Raw genomic sequence first — 22,549 nt, 5'->3', positions numbered from 1 at the left:
TGGATGTCTGGTGATTTGTAGTCATAAATTTTAGTCCCCACTTGTTTTTAAGTGGGGACTAAATTAAGGCTTATAGGATGAATTCATAAGGTGTGTTCAGCGGACGCTTACGATTAATTTAAGATCAAATAAATTGTACGTTTTTTGATTTATGAAGGAAGTCTAATGAATAATTTAAATAAGTTGCTTAACTTTAAAGTTTATATTACTGGATAATAAAAAATTTATTTCTGCATGTTTATTCTTATCATAAACAGACTATTGTGGTTCTTATTTTCGTATTGAATTTGCCCTGCATGAGCTAAAACTATAGCATGAACAACTGAGAGACCTAAGCCAGTCCCACCAAACTCCCTATTCCTAGATTGCTCAACTCTAAAAAAAGGTGTGAATAGTTCATTTTGATATTGAACTGGAATACCTGGTCCATCATCTTGAACTTCCAATATCCACATATTTTCTTTCACAACAGATCTAATCCTAATTACTCCAGGATTCGCATATCGTATAGCATTATCTATGAGTGCAATAAGTATTTGTTCTATACGACGTTGATCGCAATAAATTAAATCATCTGATACCTCTGATAAGATTTCAATTCTTGCATTAGATAATTTTTCAGAAAACATTATTTTTATTTTATTTACAGATTCCTCAAAGTTCACAGGTTCTATTTTTAATTTAAGTTGTTGATTTTCAAACAAACTTAATGTTCTCAAATCTTCAACCAAATACGACAATCCTTCAACTTGATGTAGTAAGCTTTTCATTAGAGAATGATTCGGTTCGAATACTTCATCAACCACTCCTTGCAATCGACCTTGAAGTATAGTGATTGGGGTCCTCAGCTCATGCGCAATAGCAGCATTCCAAATATGAGCATTATTATTTGACACTTCAAACTTTTGCGCCATATCGTTAAAATTATTGATCAATTCTAAAATTTCATTAGAAGTGTCTACAGGCTCAGGGACTCGGGTTGCTAACTCACCTTGGCTAATTTTTCTTGTAGCAATTGCTAAAGATTGTAAAGGCACAATTAAACGGCTTGCATGCTTCACACCTAGAAATATTGATAAAGCAGAGCCTATAAATAAGACTGATAATATCCATAACCAGTCTAAAAGATGGAACCAAGGCCAGCTATGATATAATTGTTCTAAAGTTACAAATTTTGATTTAAGTGCTATTCCATAAATTGCAATGCCTATAATGCAGGCGATACAAATAATGCTGAAATTAAAAATACACAATGTAAAAATCAGCTGCTTACTGACTCCATATTTATTTTTCATTAATTTGATCTAGGCGGTAGCCTACCCCCCGAATATTGATTAACATTTGGCAATCCATTTTTTCTTCAAGTTTCTTCCTTAACTTACTCACATGACTATCTACAGTGCGTTCTAAAGCATTACCATCTGGTAAACAATGGTTCATTAACTCACTACGCGTAAATACTTTATAAGGATAATCAATCATTAACACTAAAATTTTATATTCAGTCAATGTGAGATTTAGTAAAGTTTTCTTATTGAGTTGATGTATATAAACACTATGAACATCAGTATCAATTTCAATATTTTTGTACTTTAAATTTTTGTTGGGAATCTGAGTGCTTTGATTTGTCCGTCTAAGTACAGCATGAACCCGTGCAACAACTTCATTTGGGTTAAAAGGTTTGATCACAAAATCATCTGCCCCCATTCTCAATGCAGTGACCTTATCAACATCCTGATCCAGTGCTGTTAGCATAATTACTGGTGTTCGTTGATTGCTCTGACGTATTCTTTTTAAAACCTCCCAACCATTTAATTCTGGTAACTTTATGTCCAAAAGTATGAGATCTATTGATTGTGTTGCATTAATTTCTATAGCCTGTTTTCCATTCATAGCGCGAATAACTCGCATACCTTCTCGCTGTAAATAATGCTCAATGATATCCCCAATATCATACTCATCTTCAACAACAAGAATAAGTCTATCTTGAACATCTAAAGAGTAAGGGTTTTCAAACATAGCGATGAAATCTTAATAATACTTTACTTATCATATCGTCATTTTTCTTGCAATCTCCACACTTTTTCCATCTTTTATCAACGCTTCTTCCACACTTATTAAAAATAATATAAATATCAAAACTCCAAGGTTTGAATAATATGCAAAAAAATTTATTACTCCCATTATGTTTGTCTGTCGCACTTGCTCTACAAGGCTGTGGTTCAGATGAGGCCGCTCAGAATGAAACGCCGACGAGTAAAGTCAGTGTGCTCAGCATTCAACCACAATCTGTAAACTTCAGTGAAAACCTTCCAGCACGCGTACATGCTTTCCGTGTTGCAGAAATTCGCCCACAAGTCGGTGGAATTATTGAAAAAGTATTATTTAGACAAGGAAGTGAGGTTAAAGCAGGACAAGCCTTATATAAAATTAACTCAGAAACTTTCCAAGCCGATGTAAATAGTAATCAAGCTTCACTCAAAAAAGCAGAAGCAGAAGCCGCCCGTTTAAGAGTTCAATTGGAGCGTTATCAACAATTGCTCCCAAGTAACGCCATTAGTAAACAAGAAGTTAGTAATGTTCAGGCTGAATATAATCAAGCCCTAGCTGATGTCGCTCAAATGAAAGCTTTGCTTACACGACAAAACCTGAACTTGCAATATGCCACAGTTCGGGCCCCTATCTCTGGCCGTATTGGACAATCTTTTGTCACTGAAGGAGCTTTGGTTAGCCAAGGTGATGCCAACACCATGGCAACGGTACAGCAAATCGATAAAGTCTATGTCGATGTGAAGCAATCGATCAGTGAATATGAACGTCTACAGGCAGCATTACAAAGTGGAGAGCTCGTTGTAAATAGCGAAAATACGGTTCGTATTACCAATAGTCACGGACAACCTTATAATGTCGTAGCAAAAATGCTATTTGAAGATATCAATGTTGATCCTGAAACAGGTAACGTGACCATTCGCATTGAAGTCAATAATGCTGAACGAAAACTCCTTCCGGGCATGTATGTTCGCGTCAATATTGATCGTGCAAGTGTACCTCAAGCATTACTCATTCCCGCACAAGCTATTCAACGTAATATTAATGGCGATCCGCAAGTCTATGTGATTAACGCCAAAGGCATGGCTGACATTCGCCCGATTGAGCTTGGCCCACAATATGAACAGTATTACATTGCCAGCAAAGGTCTGAAAACTGGAGACAAAGTAGTTGTCGAAGGTATTGACCGTATTCAGCCCAATCAAAAATTAGAACTGGCGACTTGGAAAGTTCCTACATCAACGAATAAAGCTGTATCTACTGAGGCTCAAAAACCCAATGCACAAGGAGCTCAATGATGATGTCACAATTCTTCATTCGCCGCCCTATCTTTGCATGGGTGATTGCGATTTTTATTATTCTCTTTGGTTTACTCAGTATTCCTAAGCTCCCGATTGCACGTTTTCCAAGTGTTGCACCACCTCAAGTTGTTATCACAGCGACTTATCCTGGTGCAACTCCAAAAGCCATTAATGACAGTGTCGTCACTCTAATTGAACGTGAATTATCTGGTGTTAAAGACCTGCTTTACTATAGTGCCACTACAGATACTTCAGGGATTGCGAAAATTACTGCGACCTTTAGGCCTGGTACAGATCCCGATATGGCTCAAGTAAATGTACAAAACAAAATTAAAGCTGTTGAAGCCCGATTACCTCAAGTTGTTCGTCAACAAGGTTTATTAGTAGAAGCGTCATCCTCTGGTTTTTTAATGCTAGTCAGTCTTAGCTCTCCAAATGGAAAATATTCAGAAATCGACTTAAGTGACTATTTGGTTCGTAATGCCGTTGAAGAACTTAAGCGTGTTGAAGGTGTTGGTAAAGTCCAATCTTTCGGTGCTGAAAAAGCCATGCGAATTTGGGTCGATCCAAATAAACTGGTGTCTTATGGTTTATCCATTAGCGATGTCAACAACGCAATTCGTTACAATAATGTCGAAATTGCCCCAGGTCGTTTAGGGGATGTGCCTTCAGAAAAAGGACAATTGATTACGATTCCACTCTCTGCTCAAGGGCAATTAAATAGTGTTGAAGAGTTCAATAATATTAGTTTAAAAGGCAAGCTGAGTGGTAGTTCGATTAAATTATCAGATGTTGCTCATGTTGAAATGGGTTCTCAAGCTTACAATTTTGCTATTTTACAAAATGGTAAACCAGCCACTGCTGCTGCCATCCAGTTAAGTCCTGGGGCGAATGCGGTCAAAACAGCAGATGGTGTGCAAGCCAAAATCGAAGAATTAAGAGCAAATTTACCAGAAGGGATGCAAGTCGATATTCCTTATAACACGGCGCCTTTTGTTAAAATCTCGATTGAAAAAGTAATTTATACTTTACTTGAAGCCATGGTTTTGGTTTTCATTGTGATGTATTTATTCTTACACAATGTTCGCTATACACTTATTCCAGCCATTGTCGCGCCGATTGCCCTGTTGGGTACTTTTGCTGTCATGCTGATTGCGGGTTACTCGATTAACGTACTCACCATGTTTGGTATGGTGCTCGCAATCGGGATTATCGTCGATGATGCGATTGTGGTGGTTGAAAACGTCGAGCGGATTATGGCGACCGAAGGTTTGTCTCCGAAAGAGGCAACCTCTAAAGCCATGAAAGAAATTACCAGTCCAATTATTGGGATTACGCTGGTTCTTGCCGCGGTATTTTTACCGATGGCTTTTGCCAGTGGTTCAGTCGGAATTATCTATCGTCAATTTACAGTGACGATGTCCGTGTCGATTCTATTCTCAGCACTTTTAGCACTGATTCTAACGCCAGCGCTGTGCGCTACCATTTTAAAACCAATCGATGGTCATCATCAGAAAAAAGGCTTCTTTGCTTGGTTCGACCGCACTTTTGACAAAGTGACGACCAAATATGAAATGATTTTGGTCAAAGTCATTAAACATAGCATTCCAATGATGATTGCTTTTGTGGTCATCACAGGTCTCACTTTTGCAGGCATGAAATATTGGCCAACGGCATTTATGCCAGAGGAAGACCAAGGCTGGTTCTTAACCACATTCCAATTACCATCCGATGCAACACGTGAAAGAACGCAAAACATTGTTCAAGATTTTGAAGGTAATTTATCCGGAAAATCAGATATTAAGAATAATATTTCAATTCTTGGATGGGGGTTTGGTGGTGCTGGGCAAAACGTAGGCGTGTCATTCACGACACTCAAAGATTTTGATGAGAGAACAACGCCTTCATCTGAATATGCCAACTCATTAAATACCGTAATGGCAAAAAGCGGTGAAGGCAGTGTGATGTCGATCCTTCCACCGCCAATTGATGAATTAGGTACATATTCTGGTTTTAGTTTACGTTTACAAGACAAAGCCAATTTAGGTATGCCAGCACTCATCAAGGCCAAAGAGCAACTCCTTGAAATGGCCGCTAAGAATGAGAAATTCTATATGGTGTGGGCTGAAGGTTTACCAGAGGGTAATAGCGTTAGCTTAAAAATCGATCGGGAAAAATTAAATACTCTCGGTGTTAATTTTGCTGATGTCTCAGATATCATCTCAACTTCTATGGGTTCAATGTATATCAATGACTTTCCAAATCAGGGTCGTATGCAACAAGTCATTGTTCAAGTCGATGCTAAATCACGAATGCAACTTGAAGATATTTTGAATTTAAAAGTGGCAGGTGCAAGTGGGCAATTGGTTTCTTTGTCTGAAGTGGTTAGTCCTCAATGGAGTAAAGCACCTCAACAATATAACCGTTATAACGGTCGACCTTCATTAAGCATTGCAGGTATTCCCAATATTGGAACTTCATCAGGTGATGCAATGCGTGAAATGGAACAATTGGTTGCCAAGCTACCTAAAGGTATTGGCTATGAATGGACAGGAATTTCCCTGCAAGAAAAGCAGTCTGAATCACAAATCGCATTTTTACTGGCTTTATCGATGTTGGTCATTTTTCTTGTACTCGCTGCGCTGTATGAAAGCTGGGCTATTCCTTTGTCGGTCATGTTAGTCGTACCACTGGGTATTTTTGGTGCAGTGGTTGCCATTATGTCGCGAGGCATGATGAATGACGTGTTCTTTAAAATTGGTCTGATTACGATTATTGGTTTATCAGCCAAAAATGCCATCCTGATTGTTGAGTTTGCAAAAATGCTACGAGAAGAAGGCATGAGCTTAATTGAAGCAACTGTTCAAGCATCAAAACTTCGATTACGCCCAATTCTAATGACATCACTCGCCTTTACTTGCGGTGTAGTCCCATTGGTCATTGCATCAGGGGCAAGTTCTGAAACTCAACATGCTTTAGGTACTGGTGTATTTGGTGGCATGATTTCCGCAACCATTCTGGCGATTTTCTTTGTACCAGTCTTCTTCATCTTTGTATTAGGCACTGTGGAAAAACTGTTCTCTTCCAAAAAGAAAACCTCATCCTAATTTGAATTAATCGGAGGAAATATAAAAGTTTCCTCCGATGCCATTTATTCCTAAACACTTTTATTATTTGGAAAATACCATGTTTAAATCGACTACTTTAAATCGAGGACTACTGGTCTCCACACTTTCAATGGCACTCACTGCCTGTGTGAGTATGCAAGCTCCTCTACCCACAATCAAATCAGATATACCACAGAACTACGACAATACAACCAATGGAACCTCAATTGCAGCGCAAGGCTATAAAGAATTCTTTTCAGACTCACAGTTACTACAAGTCATTGAAATTAGTTTAAATAACAACCGTGATTTACGTACAGCGACTTTGAATATTCAGCGTGCACAGCAACAATATCAAATCACTAAAAATGACCAACTCCCTACGATTGGTGCATCAGGTAGCGCTGTACGACAGGTCAGTCCTTCTGTAAACCCCAATAATCCGTATTCTACCTTTCAAGTGGGATTAGGTGTCACTGCCTACGAATTAGATTTTTGGGGTCGTGTGCAAAGTCTAAAAGACGCTGCTTTGAATAATTACTTTGCCACTCAAAGTGCAAAGGATGCGACACAAATCAGCTTAGTCAGCCAAGTTACACAAGCATGGTTGAATTATGCTTTTGCAAATGCAAATTTAACCCTTGCTGAACAAACATTAAAAGCACAGCTGGACTCTTACAACCTGAACAAGAAACGTTTTGATGTGGGTATTGATAGTGAAATCCCCCTCCGTCAGGCACAAATTTCGGTTGAAACAGCACGCAATGATGTTGCGAATTATAAAACTCAAGCAGCTCAAGCACAGAATTTGTTAAATCTATTGGCGGGACAATCCATTCCTCAAAACCTACTACCCAATCATGCAATTAAAAACATCACCTCTGAGACGGCTTTTGCAACAGGTTTACCGAGTGATTTACTTAATCATCGTCCAGACCTAAAAGCTAGTGAGTACCAACTGCGTGCTGCTGGCGCGAATATTGGTGCAGCCAAAGCAAGGCTCTTCCCCACGATTAGTCTGACAGGATCTGCTGGTTATGCATCGACTGAACTAAATGACTTATTTAAATCAGGTGGTTTCGCTTGGTCGGTTGGACCGAGTATTGATGTTCCAATTTTTGATTGGGGAACTCGTAAAGCCAATATACAAATTTCTGAAATAGATCAAAAAATTGCACTTGCTGACTATGAGAAAGCCATTCAATCTGCTTTTCGTGAAGTCAATGATGCGCTTGCAGCCCATGCACATATTGATGATCGTTTAAGTGCACAGCAACGCTTAGTCTCAGCCACGGATACGACTTATAAACTATCTAGCGCCCGGTTTAGAGCCGGTATTGATAACTATTTAACGGTCTTGGATGCACAACGTTCTGCTTATGCAGCCCAACAAGGGCTACTGATCCTTGAGCAAACTAAACTGAATAATCAGATTGAACTATATAAAGCGCTAGGAGGTGGATTAAATAAAAAATGAATTAAACACTTTCAAAAATATTTTAAGGGCTAATCAAATACATGATTCGCCCTTGACTTAAATAGTTTCTAAAAACTAATTAATACAAAATATTCTGACCCTATATGTAATTAAGTAATTTTAGAGTTTTTAGCCACACCTTGCTTACGAGGTTTATCTATGAAAATACGAGTATTTATTCTGAACCAATATCTATTAGCATTCACATTATGCAGTATAACTGCTCTCAGCGGGTGCCAACTTGTCAGCCTGAAGCAACAAACCCTTCACACAACACTTGCTAATGAACGTAATAGCATACTTACGCAAAATAAATTGAGTGAAGCAAGCCTCAATGTTATATATATGTCGAATAAAGACGTTAAAACATGTATACAGGCCCCAAAAGAATGTATAGACACATTAAAAAAGATACCCCAATTACAAGATGAACAATTATTATCTACTGCTAGTGAATTATATCTATCAAAAGCAATTGCTCTTTCAGAGTCTTATGAGTGTGAAAGTAATAAACTTATAAAAGCTAAAACAGAAGAAGGGCAAAAACATTTAAAATGTTTAGATGAACAACTTGATGCATTAGATAAAAGTATCCGTTATAGTTATGCTTTTTTGTTTAAAACATCACGTCAACCACAAGATCGTATATTTGATAATCGTCAAATTCAAATCCGAGATTTTTATAATCAAGCACTAACAGAACTAATTAACGCTTATAGTGTAAGAAGCGTATCCAATACTATCCCACCAAAAATAAAAATAGGTAAAAGTACATATTCAATTGATACTCAATCATATCAAAAACTACAAGATATGGAGCTTGAAAAATTCACATCAAGCTATAATATGAACTTTTCAGGTTTAAGAACCATTAATCGTCGTGATGGTTTTGGATCTGATTTTGTTGCAGTACTTTCCAGTAAAACTGATCCTTCTAAAATTGAAAATAAGTATATTTTAGATCCATTAACATATAATTATCCAAATGGGGTTAATCCAAATATTCATAAAGCTAGATATCTATCATCGACTTTAATTGCCCAACCAAAAAATAAAATAGAAACATTGGATGAGGTATTAAATAGTCCAGATTTTGAAATAAAAATTTACGACCCTTACAACATAGCAAAAGTCAATATTGCGGGAAAGGATTATTCACTTGCTGCAAACTTCTCAGCTCCATATGGTTTATGGTTATCTGAAAATAATTTAAGCCTAACCGCTTATCTTTCTCTTATTGATTATAAACAAAAAGTGACCATGCCCCAACTATATATGCTTGAACCTTACAATCCAAACAAAAAAGTCATTGTATTAATACATGGCCTTGCTAGTAGCCCACAAGCATGGATTACCCTTACAAATGACATAATAGGAGACACAACTCTTCGTGAAAATTATCAAGTTTGGCAAGTATTTTATTCAACGAATATGCCAATCTTAGAAAGTCGTTTTCAAGTGTATGCATTATTAAAACAAACCTTTGCCACCCTTAATCCTCAAGATTCAGCCGCAAAAAATGCTGTACTTATTGGTCATAGCATGGGAGGAATCATCAGTCGTCTTTTAATGAGTAATGCTGATATTTCACAAGAGGCATTACCAATGATGAATAGTCACGAACTTGCTCGGATGAAAGAACATCCCGCAGTTGGCGAACGGTTAAAAATGACTCCAATTCCAAACTTTGACCGTGTTATTTTTCTTGCTACTCCACATCATGGAACAAGGTACGCAGATCGTTGGTTCACATTAACTGCTCGCAAGATTATTCGTTTACCTTCTAAATTCTTAACAACATTAACAGATACATTAAATAGTGATGATACTAACCTTAGAGATTTCGTTAAAATTCTTAATGATAATACTCTTCAAAATGGTCCAAGCGACCTCAGTACCAAATCAGAGTTTATGCAACTTACTACAAATATACCTCTTAAAGAAGGCTTAGCTTTTCATTCTATTATAGGCAATATCACAAAGAGTGATGATCCCAGTGTGATTACCGATGGTGTTGTTCCCTATACAAGCGCCCACTTAGAAGGAGCTATTTCAGAAAAAATATTTAGAGGCGGTCATTCTATTCAGGAAGAGCCTGAAACCGTTTTAGAGCTTCGTCATCTCTTACGTCAGCATTTAGTTGATCATGGCTTATATAAACCGAAAAACTGAAACTAATAAGTTTCCAAATATGAAATATACCCTGAACAGGCTAAAGTGTTATCATCCTAGCCTGTTATTTTAATCTACGATCACTCGCGCCTATCTAGCATCAAGGTATAAGCTGGCGTTTAAAAAGCTTAAAAGCACAGTGCCAGCGTTAAATGCCTAGGGTCTGTTGACATTTCAAGTATAGAATTTACCCGATAAAGGTAGCCAAATAAATATACAAGCTAATGCAACTGCCCCCTCATAGCTACACTTTAGCTTATCATATCGTGTTGCTATTCCTCTGAACTGCTTTAACCTACAAAATGCATTCTCAACTAAGTGTCTGATTTATATAAATACCAATCCATATGATCATTATTTGACTGAGTATTTGATTTTCTTGGAATATTCGCTTTAGTTTTTTTCACAGATATTTGTTCTCTTAATGATTCAGAGTCATATCCTTTGTCTGCACAACATACTTCCGTTTCACTCAAATCAAGTTTTTCAATCATTTTGGGAGCAATCTTGACATCATGTATCGTTCCATCGGAGATAATAATTTCGATTGGATTGCCATCCGCATCAACAGCTAAGTGTATTTTAGAACTATTTCCACCAATGCTTTTAGAAATATCCTGATCTTTTATTCCAGCAGAATGTTGGTGTGCCCGAACATGACTAGCATCAATAAAAACCCATTCCATATCAGCATTTGAAGAAATTAATTTAAATATTTTCATTAACTTATCATTTTTACACCAACGATTATATTTTTTAAAGATTGAGTTATACGAACCAAATTCTTTAGGCAAATCACGCCATGGGCAGCCTGTTCTTATTCTATAAAGTATTGCTTCGACAAAATTTCTCAAATTAGATTTGAAATAGATATCAAAATTTCGGAAAATAGAAAGTAACTTAGACCAGTGTTGATCATTCAGCATTGTACGAGGCATAGCGAGAAGTAAATTTGGTTTGGCGATTAAATTTTACTTTCTCGCTATTTTTTTGAACAGAAAATGTCAACAGGCCCTAACTAGAACTCAAAAAGATGGCAACTATTAATTATTGCCATCTTTTATTTATTTTCTTTAACATATAAATTATAAACCCTAAATATAGGATTCCTTATGACTTTAAGTTATCAGCTTAATGAACTAAATTGCTTTTTTTGATATAGATCTATGTAATCAGGTTATTTTAATATGTGAGCCTTATTTTATTTCATTAAATAGAAATAATTGATATTACTTTTATTCAACGTATACGGTGATTTTAATTGATTAAAATATTTTCATTGCTGAATCACTACCGTTGTTATATTCAGCTTCATTTATATTTTAAGAAAAAGTTATAAACGCCACTTAATAGCTATTATGGAATCTCAGATGTAGAGCACACGGCTCAAAACTTGGAGATTTTAAAATGTCACATTTCACAGTTGCAGTAGTTACCACCCCTGATGGTGATGTTGTAGATGCCCTAGAACCATTTTACGAATTTGAATGCTCAGGCATTAAAAACAAATATTGCATTTCAGAATCATCATTGGACGAAATTAAAGACCAATACGAATCGACAGAAATCACTTTGATGAAAAACTCAAAGCCTATCTTAGATGATGGTGAAGAACGCTATGCGTTTCTTGACGACCCTCGTTTCGTGCGTGATGCAACAGACTTAGAGCTTGATGCCATCAAAAACAACAAAGGTGATATTTTTGCTGACTTCCCGAACGGCGGTGAGCATTTATCAGTGGTACAGGTCAAAAACGATGATGGTACGTACTCAAGTCGCATTCGTGATTTAGGCATGTTCATTCAATGGCATCAAAAAGATGTGCCATGTACTGAAGTGTTTGAGCTTCAACAGTTCATTAATTGGTATAACGAAGAAGTTACGCCAACTGTTTTGACAGGTGAAAAACCTGATGAAAGTTGGACAGAATGGATAGAGCTTGATGCTGATGGCAAAGTGGTCGATTACTTCACCACCACCAACCCGAATCCGAAATACGATTGGTATGAAATCGGAGGACGTTGGAAAAACATGCTGTTGCGTCTTGATGGACGTAATGTGAATAGTTGCCCGATTGGTGAGCTTGATTTTGAATCCGAAATCAACCGTTTAAAAACCGAAGCCAACCGTGTTTATGACTACTTTGAAAAATGTATCGGTGATGCTTCACGTACTTGGCGTCCATTAAGTGAATTGTGGGCTGATGAATCAATCGAAACAGTCAATGAAAAGCGTGACATTTATCATAACCAAGATTCAATCAAAACAATTAGAGCCAATGACACTGATAAGTTTTATGGCTTGAGTGGCTATGATTTTGATGAATTTTTGGTGAGCCGTGAAGAATTCGTAGCTAAAAAATCAGCAAACCCATTCGGTACATACTGTTTCTTAGATGCGACCAGTGGTGATGAAATAGGCGACTGGACAGGTTCAGAGTGTTGCATGTTTGGACAGGATATTCGCAAGGAAGAAGATTGGGAAAACAAAAACCAAGCCTTGCTCAAGAGCTTTCCAAGCGACTATATAATCACGATTGTTGATTGCCATATCTAAAACCCAAACAGGGATAAGCGTAAAACCTTATCCCTTTTCTTTTGGGCATTTTTTAAAGCGCATTCGATGTTTTTTAATTGATTAAAAAGGTTTTGAATTTTTAAATTTTAAGAAAAATTAAACAGCTATTGCGCTTTGTATAATGAATATAGATTTAATCACTATCCTTAAAGGTTTTAATATGTGGAATACATTAGTTTTAATTCGTAAAACCGCAACGTCAAAAGAAATAAAAGACAAAGCTGATATGTATTTAAGCCAGTTAAATACTGCAACCATTTCAGCATCTCTTAAAGCTGAAATACTCTCTTTTATCGAATCTGTTTTAAACGATTAATCAACTTAGGCTCAACGCCTACAACTTGGAGAAACCCCATGAATTACTACAACACATTCACCATTCCATGCAATTTTAAAGTACAGCACATTGAAGATGGTCAATTTGTCGTGTTTTTTGCTGATGGCACTCAGTTAAGTTACCAGATTGAAAACACCAGCAAGGTTAAATGGATTGAACCTGAAGCATTCAGCTTAGAGCAAGTACTCCTAAGCTCAAAAGAGCCAATCAATGCCGATGATATTGACATCATTAAGTATGCTTCATACCGCTTAATTGCTGACACGCCATTGATTGATGATGATGGTAGCAATCCTGAGCCTGATTGCCTTTACTGCAAAAAATCTAGTGACACTCTTAACAGCCTCATACTTCAAGTCACTGAAGCACATACCCTCCCATGTTGGCTACTGACATCAAACGGCGTTCATATCCTAGATATTAATGAATTGACTGAAGTTTAATAACAATAACTAGTGAAGCATGTCTATTGCTTCACTTTTTGGCAGTTGAAAACCGCATTCGATGTTTTTTTAGTTGATTAAAAAAAGGTTTAGAAATTTGGTTGTGGCCAGCGCTAGATCTGGCGCACCAGGATCAATGCTTATTTTTATGGTTCCTTAATTGCTTCCATCATTTTAATAGCATCCTCATTACCATTTTTAGCTGCTATCTGTTAAAAGTCGCAGCAAGGATCAGTAAAACAATAATAAATAATTTCAAAAAAGTTTTTTGGTTTAGGTTCTATCTTAAAATTAACAATTAGAAGCACAACGCTTAAAACTTGGAGTTGAAATGGCTACTATTAATGAATTATTGAGCAAAAACCTTGATCGCAAATATGGTCCAATTGAAGCTCATGAAGTTATAGAACTTGTTCGTGTAACTCGTGCGCCAGAATCAGTAAATAACCCTTCAATGCCATCAGTTAGAATTTCTACTGCAGATCTGCACCATATGGTTGAACAAGCTAAAAAGTTCAATTTGTGGGAGGAATGGTCCACCAAGGTTTTAGCAACGCGATGGTGAGAAATCAAATACAGTGACTCACTTGGTTTTTGCTGAAGACTACTCAGGATCTAAATTGGTTCGTGAGAAAAACCAGTACTTGTGCTCAGCTGGAGGCTTATTCCCTGCAGATGAAGCAAAGAAAGAATTCAAAATGAAAGTAGGTGATGTTACCGTGGACACGGTACCGCACCTTGTTACATGTAAAGTGTGCCTATCACGTATTTTTACGCAACTAGCATTAACTCAATCTAATTAATCAAATTTATAAGGTGTTCATCATGAATAACAAAACAATTGCCAAAAAAATGATTAACCAAGTTAAATCGGTTATCACTGACCCACAAGCAAAAAGCTTGTTGGCTGCTTATCACGTAGAGGCGTCATTTACCCACTTCTACGAAACACACAGCCACATTTACCTGGTTGGTAAAGACATTACTGCAGTCATGGCCAAACATTTTCCATACTTCACGTTTAAGACTCGTGATAACAAGAAAACCCGTCACGGTATTGGCGATGGATCGATGTCTGATTGCTTAAACAAGCTGCGCCGTGTGTATCGCTTAGAAATAAAAAAACCGATTAGCGAGAAGTTTATCGCTGAAGTTGGTGCACCGACTTTCACAAAAAGCCAATCTGTAAGTCCTGTTGCTTATTTGATTGATGAAGTTGTGCAGCAAGAAACAGCGCCGATCGCACGGTCTGACGTTCAAAACAGTTTTCATGATCTTTTCAATTAATTTGAGGCTTACTCAAAAGTGTGAGAGAGACAAAATGACAAAACGCTGTTCTGGTGATGTGAAGTCACCCTGGTTCTTCATCGAGGACCAAATCCCAAACAAAGATGGCACGGCGTTTATTGTGTGGGATGAATTCTTAGACCATGAAATTAAACCTATCCGCTGGAGCGATAAGATCCGTGACTATGCTTCAGGTGATGTCGAATGGAGTGGAAGCTTCTTATTTTGGCGATATGATGATGGTACACCAGCTGAATCACCAAGAAGCTATCAGCAATCTTAATTTCTTATTTTGGAGGTAAAAGTACTTATATTTCCGAGGGTGTAGCCAATTGGTTTTGAGATCTAATCAATCTCATTAAAGCAAAGGTTTAATTCCTTGAATGTCAGTTCGAGTCTGACCATCCCCGTCATTGCCAACAAATTCCCTCAAATGAATCAATTGAAGACAATCATACCAGCCTCACTAAAATAGTTACGGCTTTGACGTTCTGACTTAGGTTCCCAATCTCTATTTTTCAGATTACATGATCCAGCAGCAATTTTAGCCTTGCCAAACTTACTTTGAATGCTTTGAAACGCCGTCATTAACGCTTGCTCTTTTTCAAGCTGCTCTACGTCAGTTAGTAGGCCGATCGTGCGATGTTCTTCTTTTATCAATTCACACAACATCACGCCACATTTCTTAAACTCTATCCCCTCTTTGTACAATTTATCAATCAGTGATGTGGCAGCTTTAACAAGTTGCATCAAATTGTTTGTAGGTTGGGTAAACGTGTATGTTAACGACTTGCTGTAATACGGTTTTGACTGGTCAAATGGGTTGGATTGCAAGAAAACAATCAGAGATCCGCAAAGCTGGTGTTCATCAACAAGCCGATTGAATGCATTATGGGTATATTTGCTGACGGCTTCTTGAAGAATTGAGAGCTCAGTAATTTTCTGGCCGAAAGATTTGCTCGAGACAATCTGTTGTTTCGCCTTAGGTGAACTTTCAAATTCAAAGCATGACTGGCCAAGCAATTCTAAAATCGTACTTTGCATATTCACATTGAAGAGTTCACGCATTCGATTCGGGTTGGATGTTGCAAGATCCAGCACAGTTAAAATCCCCATGTCATTAAGCTTTTTAGCGTACTTTCGCCCTACACCCCATATTTCATCAACTGGCATGCTTTGATAGTAGCTTTCGACATCTACCAGGCTCATTGTCACTAAATTACAGATTCCATTTAATTCTGGATTCTTTTTGGCAAGGTTGTTGGCCATTTTACTTTCAGTCAGTGTTCTACCAACACCCACGCACGTTGTTAAGCCAATAAGCTTATATACTTGATGCCGAATCTCCCGTGCCATTTCAATAGCATCAAAGTTTTTAGTAAATTGAGTAAATTCTATAAAGCCTTCATCAATGCTGTAAATGCTGTAACAGCTTGGATCTACAAAACCAGATAATATTCCATGAAAACGGCGTGACATTTCGCCATACAGCGCAAAATTGCTCGATAGCACATGAACGTTATGTTTATTGATGATGTCTTGGACCTTAAAGAGTGGCGCACCCATCGGGATTTTTAAGAGTTTAGCTTCAGCGCTTCTCGCGATGATTGTTCCGTCATTAGAGCTTAAGACAACGCATGGTTTACCCTTTAACTTAGGGTTCCAAAATGCTTCCATCGAACAATATGCCGAATTTATATCAACATGAATAAATACCCGGTTTGTCATTTTCGTGCGTCTTTAATGATGTAAGTCACTACGCCCCACACAATCAATTCCTGTTCAGGTTTTAGAAAAATATGTGAGTGCTCTTGGTTTTCTGCTTTAAGCCAAACTGGAGGGATAGATTTTGCATCTGGACCAAAAATTTCATTAATTTCACCAGCTGACATTTGCTTGGTGATCATCAACCGCTTAACGGTAAAGTCTGTTTCTAGCTGAGCAACAATAATATCTAGATGCTTGGCATTGAAGCTTCTATCGATTATGAGCTTATCGTTAATATCTATACCAGCATTTAGCATGGAACGAGAGCCTACTTTACCAATAAACGTAGAGTACTCATTGGTGATCAGCATTTCGTTGAGATCGACCGACTTTTCAATAAAATCTTGTGCTGGTGAAGGAAATCCAGCTGATAATAATTCAGCTGCAATAGGAATTTGTAAAAGCGAGTTAGATCTGACGTGCTCGAGGTCAAGAATATCGCTTATCTTTTTATTTGCACCGCTAAATGCGATAACTTTCGTTTCAGGTTTTCCTGACGTTGAACTGCAAGTAGACATGAAAAAAACCTTACTATGATTTGAGACCCATTGTATTGAGAGCTGTATGTTTGTTCAAATATTTCTTAAAAGTTACCAATACACAATGGGTTATCCTTGGAGTTAGAATAAAGATCGTCTATCTTATGAATAATAAAATTTACACGTAATATGTCAGAGATGATGCCAATTATTCATTACTTAACAGTACAGGTTTGCAAACGGGTATTCATAGAGACTAACTACGGCGTAATGCGTTCTAATGATCCATTAGTTATAGATCCTGATCTATCAATGCAGCCATTATGTTTACTTGGCATCTCCGTCAATGATTTTCCATTAAATTACACGGAATATTATGAAAAAAATGACAGTAGTTGTTCCCTGTCAAAATTCCTGAAGACTTTTTGGAGCCGTTACTACAAGACTAATGGCCCAAATATTCCATTAGTTTTTGGAATACCAGATATCCTGGTTATCGATCATCGTGTGAAGGATATTATTAATCAATCATTTTATAGTTGGTTAGACTCGAATAATATTCAATATGAGTTTTCTGATAGTAAGAATAAAAAAGCTATTGCTAATTTTCGTCAGCATCAACACTATCCTTATATTGAATGTTACTCTGAGATAGACGTCCTAGATACATATAAAACTAAAAATGAAGAATATGCCTTACCTTTATCCGTTCTAAACACGATGACTAACTATTTAGATAGTGTTTTTCTCTTATCAAAGCATCGTAAAACTTTAATAGCGTATACCAGCAGACCTATTAAGCATCCAACATTTACAGAGTGCTGTCCTAACGATCTCCGACTATTTGACATTACACCTTTAGAAAGTAAAGCCGATAGAACTTTACAGGATGCATATTGGGTTAGCTCCGATTTAGAAAATGGCAATTATGGATACTTGCGGAATAGACAAGTGAAAGAAGACATAGATTGCACCAGAGAAGATAAAAAAGCTTTTTTGGCCCTAATAAAATCATTGCCAGTTACTCAATGGATGGATATTTTTACAAGCAATCAGATTGAATTATTGAATCAATTAAAAAAACAACGATACAAAGACACAATTGATATCGATCAGATTAATTACGCAGATATGTGTTTTAAATTAGGGTTAAGTAGGGATTCTCAATACACAGTTTTAGCACTGGAGACATCTAAATTAAAACGTTCTGAAATGATTGAACTTTGGGATCAATATTCTCATGGAGGTGATGTTAAGTACTCTTGTGAAATTATGCTTCCTGACTGGTACTCTTCGCGAAATGATAAAATTTACAGATATTTTTATTTATCTATGTGGAACAGCAGCATTATTTTCATAAGTGAATCAGGATCTCCAGCAACAAAATGTTTTGATCAAGATGAATGCATTAATTACATGTCAAAAAATCAATTCAAAATACATAATTTAAGTAATATCGTTGATATACGTCACTTTGATGAATTGCTATTAAACAACAGGCAATATTTATTGAACATCGTTAAAGAAATGGATGCTTTTGAACTTTTAAAGGACCTAAATACCGTATAAAACAGAGTGTGGAAACACACTCTGTTTTATAGAAAATGATTTCTATTGGATATAATTGGACAAGTAATTATAAATACTCGGATCTTCAATATCCGATGGGAATCCACGATCACAGACAAGGATAAACTTATTCCCCTGCTTTATAATTAATGGCTCTGTTCCATCTACTTCGTCTAAGTCTAAATGCAAATTTTCACAAACATATTCGTACATTGCTTCTTTAGAGATAAAATCTTTCAAGCCAAAACAACTTAGGATTGTACAATCCATCTCCACTGATTGATCAACAGAAAAACTGCTGGTATGAACGGCGTTATACACAGGAATTAGTATCTTCCGGGCGCATTGAATCCCCTATAAAACAAATTCTTCTTTTTTAACGCTGTGCCATACAGCCCGGTTGAACATTTTAAGCATAGGTTTTATTAATTATTAACTGTAAAATATTATAGTTTAAACATCAATATTAACTACTTTTAATAGTTAGGAACTCCAGTTTTATCAGGATAATTTTTAGATCATGAAAAATATTAAGTTAGTACTAAGCTCAGCTATTCTTCTACCTCTTGTTGGTTGTTCCATTCTGCCTCAACCGGATGAAATTACGCCAAATCAAATGCTGAAATATCAGACCCCTGAGAACATAATTAATTCCAAAAACCTAAATGGGAAAGCTGGGACCGGTAAAGACTATATGCTTACTGGATATAAAGAAGCTCTTTTACCCCATTCATACATGAATAATTTATGTAAAAGCCAGAATGGATCGTTGAGACAAATTCAACGTTCTTCATATGCCTATTTAGATAAACGTAATAACCCATCTCCTAAGACTATCGGGTCAGAACTCGCACCTCACATTGGTATTTTTGAATGTAATGTAAGTTCACCCTGGTATGTAAGTATTGAACCATTATCAAGCCGATACGGTGGTACTAACAAAAATCTAGACATCATTTCGCTAAAAACAAAGGTTATTGATCGATCTTCACTTAAAGGTCATATTGATTATTACAACGTTCATAGACAAGAAGAACTTGAACAAGACAAGAGAAAATATAATGAGCGATTACGTCAAGAAAATGAGCGTCAACGCCAGGAACAAGCTCAAATTAATGCAAAAAATAGATTTATAGCTGCAAATGCCCCTACAACAAAAGACATAGGTAAAACTATCTGCAATGAAACAGTATTGTCTGCTTTTACCGGTATATACGTATTTGGGCAACCTAATTTTAAGCAGACCAATGGTACGGTTATCGCAAGTGTAGAAGGCTTTTCTAACGATCAGAAAAATATCAAAATCAATATCAAAGGCTTTTTAAATACCCAAAATGGAATCTCAGCTGGAAGTGATGTGTTGTACAACCAGATCCCACTTGAAGCTGGTAGAACGGTTTGGGACAGTAAAGCAAATTGGTTTAAGTGTAATTATTAATTTTATTATCTAGCTTAAAAAGAGGTCATTAGGGACCTCTTTTTTTAACTCATAATTTATAGAATGCAAAAGCTTTAGGATCATGATTAATAGCAATATCAATCGGTCTCCCAAATGCACGTTCTAAACCGGTTGATGTTCCACCACCCCCGGCAAAATTATCAACAATAAGTTCGTGTGGTAATAAATTAAACATAATATAAACTCCAAGTTTTTGGCTTTTTGCCACTAAATTCGTGTACGCGAATACTGTATGAATACTTAGGCAAGCATTAGTTCATTTGGCTATTTGCAAAATGAGGTTGAAGTTACTTAGGCATACTTTTTAACCAACCATAAAGGTATGGGTCTTTTTTCAATAGATTAGCAATCATTTCAACGCGTTTTGATTTATCTAATTTTAATAGAATACTTCTGAGATCAGCATTTATAGATTTTTCTGGCGCACCTCGGTCACGTGCTTTGCTATACCAATCATGTCCAAGAGTATATTCATGGTTTTCCATATATATAGCTCCCAATAAAGTACATGGTCTGTAGTCCTGAGAATTATTTTCATGAGCTTTTACGCCACATTCTATTGCTGTATCGACTTTTCTAATATCTCTCTTAACTCCCCCCAATGTAGTGAAATAAGCTGACAATAATTTTTTATTTTTGTTTAGTGAGATTTCAGTATTTTCTAAAAACTTTTCAGCCTCTTTACTTGCTTTAGCTTTTCTTAATTGACTAGAGGCATTAATAGCATGCCAATGTAATTTGGTTGTCTTATATTCATTAAGATAAAAATCAGCTTCTACACGATGAAATTTCATCTTAAGTTCATCTGTAAAAAATTGTCGTCCTTCCGAATTTAACCAAATAGCATCTTGTTCAGATAATCTCTGATTATTATCTAATAATTTCAATATATTAATTAACTTCGCTCTATGCTTATCAGCTATATCATAGAAGTAAATATCATATTTTTTTATTAGATTTTTTTCTTTTTGCCTCTCTATATATTTAGGGTCAGATTCTAATTTTTTCCTACGTTCACGTTCAGCTTGTTCTCTAACTTTTCTTTCCTGAGCTAATTTTTCTTGTTGTTTCTTTAACTGAATTAGTTCTAATTCTCTTAGTTTTTCCAAGCGTAATCTTTCTGCTTCTAAGTATTCTTGATGCTCCGATACACCTAACAATAACTTCATATTTTCCATTCCTTCACTACTATTCAATAACTTAAGTGATTTCTATTTTACTTAAATAATATGATATGTTGACCTTAAGAATACTTCATAAACTTTATTATGTTTGCTCTAAAGCCAATTCATTTAGAAAAGAAAGTCTCAAACGAAAACCAAATTATTCTGTTATTTGATATGGATACAACTTGTCCATGTTTGTATCCTATGCTGTACACCATGAAATTTCTCAGATTTCAAAGTGTCTCTACGCAGCATGCTGATTTGATAGCATTAAAATTTTGGTACGATTTTTGGTTTGAAAAGTTTGCTACTTCCTTTTGTGAGTCTTTCTATTCGACGTCCTACAACTTTGAAATCATTCAAAGTGAAATTGATAACTTCATTATCTATTTAGAAAACAACAAAAAAATTGAAAGTAATCTTATAAGATTAAGAAATGCAGAACATGCTAACTACACTACAATTGGCCATAGACTTAGATCTTTCTTAAAGTTTTACAGCTTTTTGATTGATGAATATCTAACTATCCAATCTCAGCCACAACTTTCACTGAAGGAAATCCAAAAAATTAAAGAAAACTTAAATAAATATATGACTATAAAGAAAAAAATTATAAACAACTTTTCAAAGTCTAATAAAACAATTAAAAGTGAAATCAATTATTCGTTCAAAAGTATGAATGATGAGATGATTAAAGGATTGTATTTAATTATCTCACCAAGCAATTCTAATAAATACAATACCTTAAACCCATTTAAGTCAAAAAACGTACAACTCAGAAACTTTCTGATCATACATCTCATGCTTAATTATGGTCTTAGAATTGGTGAGCTTATGCTACTAACAACCAATTCTATTAAAAAATCAATTCAGAATCATAACTTTAGTCTAATTATTACAAATACAGATGATGAGTTCGATGATCGATCAAAAAAACCAAGAATCAAGAATGAATACTCGTATCGGGTAATTAAACTACAGGAGCGAGACTATAGAATTCTTCAAATTTATATAAATGAAATACGAAAAGAAATTCCTGCACAAATCTTATTTACTTCCTTAAAGCCTCCCTACTCTGCTTTAAGTTATGCCAGTGTTAAAAAGATATTTGATCAAGTAGATTTGTCATTAAAAGCGTTGCTACCTGAATGTTTTGATACTTCAGCTTATGACTCAATAGAACGTCTAACTCCACACGTATGTAGACATTCTTGGGCTTATATGATGTTAAGCTTTTCTTTTGAGAAGGGCTTTGTTGCACAAACCTATCTGTAAAGGGTTTTTCAGCGATATAATTTTCAAATGAAGAAGCCTACACACAAAATCTACCGCACAACCAATTGGCCCGCATATAACCGA

At 36.1% G+C, this 22,549-nt stretch carries 18 protein-coding genes, 1 tRNA gene and 3 pseudogenes; 15 read left to right on the top strand and 7 right to left on the bottom strand.

All coding sequences use genetic code 11. The features are described from left to right. Positions 1-224: 224 nt before the first annotated feature. Entirely contained in the window at positions 225-1,295 is a 1,071-nt protein-coding gene (adeS, locus tag ACTL4S_RS15350) for a two-component sensor histidine kinase AdeS (protein WP_068523819.1), read from the bottom strand. Beyond that, positions 1,285-2,019: an efflux system response regulator transcription factor AdeR gene (gene adeR, locus ACTL4S_RS15345; RefSeq protein WP_068523821.1), complete on the bottom strand. Its 735-nt coding sequence runs from the start codon at positions 2,017-2,019 to the stop codon at positions 1,285-1,287. The genes adeS and adeR overlap by 11 nt, the downstream gene beginning before the upstream one ends. 140 nt (positions 2,020-2,159) lie before the next feature. Between adeR and ACTL4S_RS15340 the strand changes: the two genes are divergently transcribed. From ACTL4S_RS15340 to ACTL4S_RS15325, 4 genes are all read left to right on the top strand, one after another. Beyond that, entirely contained in the window at positions 2,160-3,347 is a 1,188-nt protein-coding gene (locus ACTL4S_RS15340; RefSeq protein ID WP_262735332.1) for an efflux RND transporter periplasmic adaptor subunit, read from the top strand. Further along, the gene (locus tag ACTL4S_RS15335) at positions 3,347-6,457 is read left to right on the top strand and encodes an AdeB/AdeJ family multidrug efflux RND transporter permease subunit (protein ID WP_262735333.1); all 3,111 of its coding nucleotides are present in this window, start codon (positions 3,347-3,349) and stop codon (positions 6,455-6,457) included. The genes ACTL4S_RS15340 and ACTL4S_RS15335 overlap by 1 nt, the downstream gene beginning before the upstream one ends. A 79-nt stretch (positions 6,458-6,536) precedes the next feature. Beyond that, positions 6,537-7,934, top strand: coding sequence for an AdeC/AdeK/OprM family multidrug efflux complex outer membrane factor (gene adeC, locus ACTL4S_RS15330; protein WP_068523827.1), 1,398 nt, complete (start codon positions 6,537-6,539; stop codon positions 7,932-7,934). 159 nt (positions 7,935-8,093) lie between these two features. Continuing rightward, positions 8,094-10,106, top strand: a complete 2,013-nt coding sequence (locus ACTL4S_RS15325) for an esterase/lipase family protein (RefSeq protein ID WP_262735331.1) — start codon at positions 8,094-8,096, stop codon at positions 10,104-10,106. Positions 10,107-10,280: 174 nt separating this feature from the next. On the opposite strand, the gene ACTL4S_RS15320 is transcribed toward ACTL4S_RS15325, so the two are convergent. Further along, positions 10,281-11,044 (bottom strand): IS5 family transposase gene (locus ACTL4S_RS15320; protein WP_441299625.1). Its coding sequence is split into 2 segments (ribosomal slippage): positions 10,281-10,432 and positions 10,432-11,044, totalling 765 coding nucleotides; the frame shifts between segments, so codons are not numbered across the junction. A 469-nt stretch (positions 11,045-11,513) separates the two neighbouring features. Between ACTL4S_RS15320 and ACTL4S_RS15315 the strand changes: the two genes are divergently transcribed. From ACTL4S_RS15315 to ACTL4S_RS15285, 8 genes and pseudogenes are all read left to right on the top strand, one after another. Beyond that, positions 11,514-12,662 carry a hypothetical protein gene (locus tag ACTL4S_RS15315; protein WP_005028567.1) on the top strand — a complete coding sequence of 383 codons (1,149 nt, stop codon included), beginning with the start codon at positions 11,514-11,516 and terminating at the stop codon, positions 12,660-12,662. Positions 12,663-12,843: 181 nt separating this feature from the next. Beyond that, on the top strand, positions 12,844-12,999 hold the full coding sequence (locus ACTL4S_RS15310; RefSeq protein ID WP_005006030.1) for a hypothetical protein: 156 nt from the start codon (positions 12,844-12,846) through the stop codon (positions 12,997-12,999). Positions 13,000-13,037: 38 nt separating this feature from the next. Then, positions 13,038-13,463, top strand: coding sequence for a hypothetical protein (locus ACTL4S_RS15305; protein WP_005006029.1), 426 nt, complete (start codon positions 13,038-13,040; stop codon positions 13,461-13,463). A 331-nt stretch (positions 13,464-13,794) separates the two neighbouring features. Continuing rightward, positions 13,795-14,028 (top strand): hypothetical protein, encoded by a 234-nt coding sequence (locus ACTL4S_RS15300; protein ID WP_005006026.1) that lies wholly within the window; start codon positions 13,795-13,797, stop codon positions 14,026-14,028. 10 nt (positions 14,029-14,038) lie between these two features. Next, positions 14,039-14,266 (top strand): annotated as a pseudogene (locus ACTL4S_RS16455) (DUF8336 domain-containing protein); the annotation flags it as partial. 22 nt (positions 14,267-14,288) lie between these two features. Then, positions 14,289-14,750, top strand: a complete 462-nt coding sequence (locus ACTL4S_RS15295; protein WP_005006024.1) for a hypothetical protein — start codon at positions 14,289-14,291, stop codon at positions 14,748-14,750. Positions 14,751-14,784: 34 nt separating this feature from the next. Beyond that, positions 14,785-15,033 (top strand): hypothetical protein, encoded by a 249-nt coding sequence (locus tag ACTL4S_RS15290; RefSeq protein ID WP_005006022.1) that lies wholly within the window; start codon positions 14,785-14,787, stop codon positions 15,031-15,033. A 35-nt stretch (positions 15,034-15,068) separates the two neighbouring features. After that, positions 15,069-15,160, top strand: a tRNA-OTHER gene (locus ACTL4S_RS15285). Between the two features lie 28 nt (positions 15,161-15,188). Here the strand turns inward: ACTL4S_RS15285 and ACTL4S_RS15280 are convergent. Further along, entirely contained in the window at positions 15,189-16,478 is a 1,290-nt protein-coding gene (locus ACTL4S_RS15280; RefSeq protein ID WP_262735346.1) for a Y-family DNA polymerase, read from the bottom strand. Beyond that, positions 16,475-17,035 carry a translesion error-prone DNA polymerase V autoproteolytic subunit gene (gene umuD / locus ACTL4S_RS15275; protein WP_005006020.1) on the bottom strand — a complete coding sequence of 187 codons (561 nt, stop codon included), beginning with the start codon at positions 17,033-17,035 and terminating at the stop codon, positions 16,475-16,477. The genes ACTL4S_RS15280 and umuD overlap by 4 nt, the downstream gene beginning before the upstream one ends. A gap of 159 nt (positions 17,036-17,194) precedes the next feature. On the opposite strand from umuD, the gene ACTL4S_RS15270 reads away from it, so the two are divergent. Continuing rightward, positions 17,195-18,565 carry a hypothetical protein gene (locus tag ACTL4S_RS15270; RefSeq protein ID WP_270429522.1) on the top strand — a complete coding sequence of 457 codons (1,371 nt, stop codon included), beginning with the start codon at positions 17,195-17,197 and terminating at the stop codon, positions 18,563-18,565. A gap of 520 nt (positions 18,566-19,085) precedes the next feature. After that, positions 19,086-20,003, top strand: a complete 918-nt coding sequence (locus ACTL4S_RS15265) for a hypothetical protein (protein ID WP_024160928.1) — start codon at positions 19,086-19,088, stop codon at positions 20,001-20,003. A gap of 55 nt (positions 20,004-20,058) precedes the next feature. Here the strand turns inward: ACTL4S_RS15265 and ACTL4S_RS15260 are convergent. Further along, positions 20,059-20,199: pseudogene (locus ACTL4S_RS15260) on the bottom strand (DNA cytosine methyltransferase); the annotation flags it as partial. A gap of 112 nt (positions 20,200-20,311) precedes the next feature. Beyond that, positions 20,312-21,169: pseudogene (locus ACTL4S_RS15255) on the bottom strand (hypothetical protein); the annotation flags it as partial. Between the two features lie 123 nt (positions 21,170-21,292). On the opposite strand from ACTL4S_RS15255, the gene ACTL4S_RS15250 reads away from it, so the two are divergent. Beyond that, positions 21,293-22,465 carry a site-specific integrase gene (locus ACTL4S_RS15250; RefSeq protein ID WP_441299624.1) on the top strand — a complete coding sequence of 391 codons (1,173 nt, stop codon included), beginning with the start codon at positions 21,293-21,295 and terminating at the stop codon, positions 22,463-22,465. Positions 22,466-22,549: the final 84 nt, after the last annotated feature.

This window comes from Acinetobacter lwoffii, from assembly GCF_052078135.1.
Taxonomy (GTDB): Bacteria; Pseudomonadota; Gammaproteobacteria; order Pseudomonadales; family Moraxellaceae; genus Acinetobacter; species Acinetobacter lwoffii_Z.
Note: the sequence above shows the minus strand (reverse complement) of the source record. Positions and strands in the feature narration are given on the sequence as shown.

Excerpts from the sequence above, each read along its gene's own strand:
- umuD (WP_005006020.1), bottom strand. The coding sequence starts at position 17,035 with ATGTCTACTTGCAGTTCAACGTCAGGAAAACCTGAAACGAAAGTTATC.
- ACTL4S_RS15270 (WP_270429522.1), top strand. The coding sequence starts at position 17,195 with ATGATGCCAATTATTCATTACTTAACAGTACAGGTTTGCAAACGGGTA.
- ACTL4S_RS15295 (WP_005006024.1), top strand. The coding sequence starts at position 14,289 with ATGAATAACAAAACAATTGCCAAAAAAATGATTAACCAAGTTAAATCG.
- ACTL4S_RS15325 (WP_262735331.1), top strand. The coding sequence starts at position 8,094 with ATGAAAATACGAGTATTTATTCTGAACCAATATCTATTAGCATTCACA.
- ACTL4S_RS15340 (WP_262735332.1), top strand. The coding sequence starts at position 2,160 with ATGCAAAAAAATTTATTACTCCCATTATGTTTGTCTGTCGCACTTGCT.
- ACTL4S_RS15335 (WP_262735333.1), top strand. The coding sequence starts at position 3,347 with ATGATGTCACAATTCTTCATTCGCCGCCCTATCTTTGCATGGGTGATT.
- ACTL4S_RS15290 (WP_005006022.1), top strand. The coding sequence starts at position 14,785 with ATGACAAAACGCTGTTCTGGTGATGTGAAGTCACCCTGGTTCTTCATC.
- adeC (WP_068523827.1), top strand. The coding sequence starts at position 6,537 with ATGTTTAAATCGACTACTTTAAATCGAGGACTACTGGTCTCCACACTT.
- ACTL4S_RS15310 (WP_005006030.1), top strand. The coding sequence starts at position 12,844 with ATGTGGAATACATTAGTTTTAATTCGTAAAACCGCAACGTCAAAAGAA.
- ACTL4S_RS15315 (WP_005028567.1), top strand. The coding sequence starts at position 11,514 with ATGTCACATTTCACAGTTGCAGTAGTTACCACCCCTGATGGTGATGTT.
- ACTL4S_RS15300 (WP_005006026.1), top strand. The coding sequence starts at position 13,795 with ATGGCTACTATTAATGAATTATTGAGCAAAAACCTTGATCGCAAATAT.
- adeS (WP_068523819.1), bottom strand. The coding sequence starts at position 1,295 with ATGAAAAATAAATATGGAGTCAGTAAGCAGCTGATTTTTACATTGTGT.
- ACTL4S_RS15265 (WP_024160928.1), top strand. The coding sequence starts at position 19,086 with ATGAAAAATATTAAGTTAGTACTAAGCTCAGCTATTCTTCTACCTCTT.
- ACTL4S_RS15250 (WP_441299624.1), top strand. The coding sequence starts at position 21,293 with ATGTTTGCTCTAAAGCCAATTCATTTAGAAAAGAAAGTCTCAAACGAA.
- ACTL4S_RS15305 (WP_005006029.1), top strand. The coding sequence starts at position 13,038 with ATGAATTACTACAACACATTCACCATTCCATGCAATTTTAAAGTACAG.
- adeR (WP_068523821.1), bottom strand. The coding sequence starts at position 2,019 with ATGTTTGAAAACCCTTACTCTTTAGATGTTCAAGATAGACTTATTCTT.
- ACTL4S_RS15280 (WP_262735346.1), bottom strand. The coding sequence starts at position 16,478 with ATGACAAACCGGGTATTTATTCATGTTGATATAAATTCGGCATATTGT.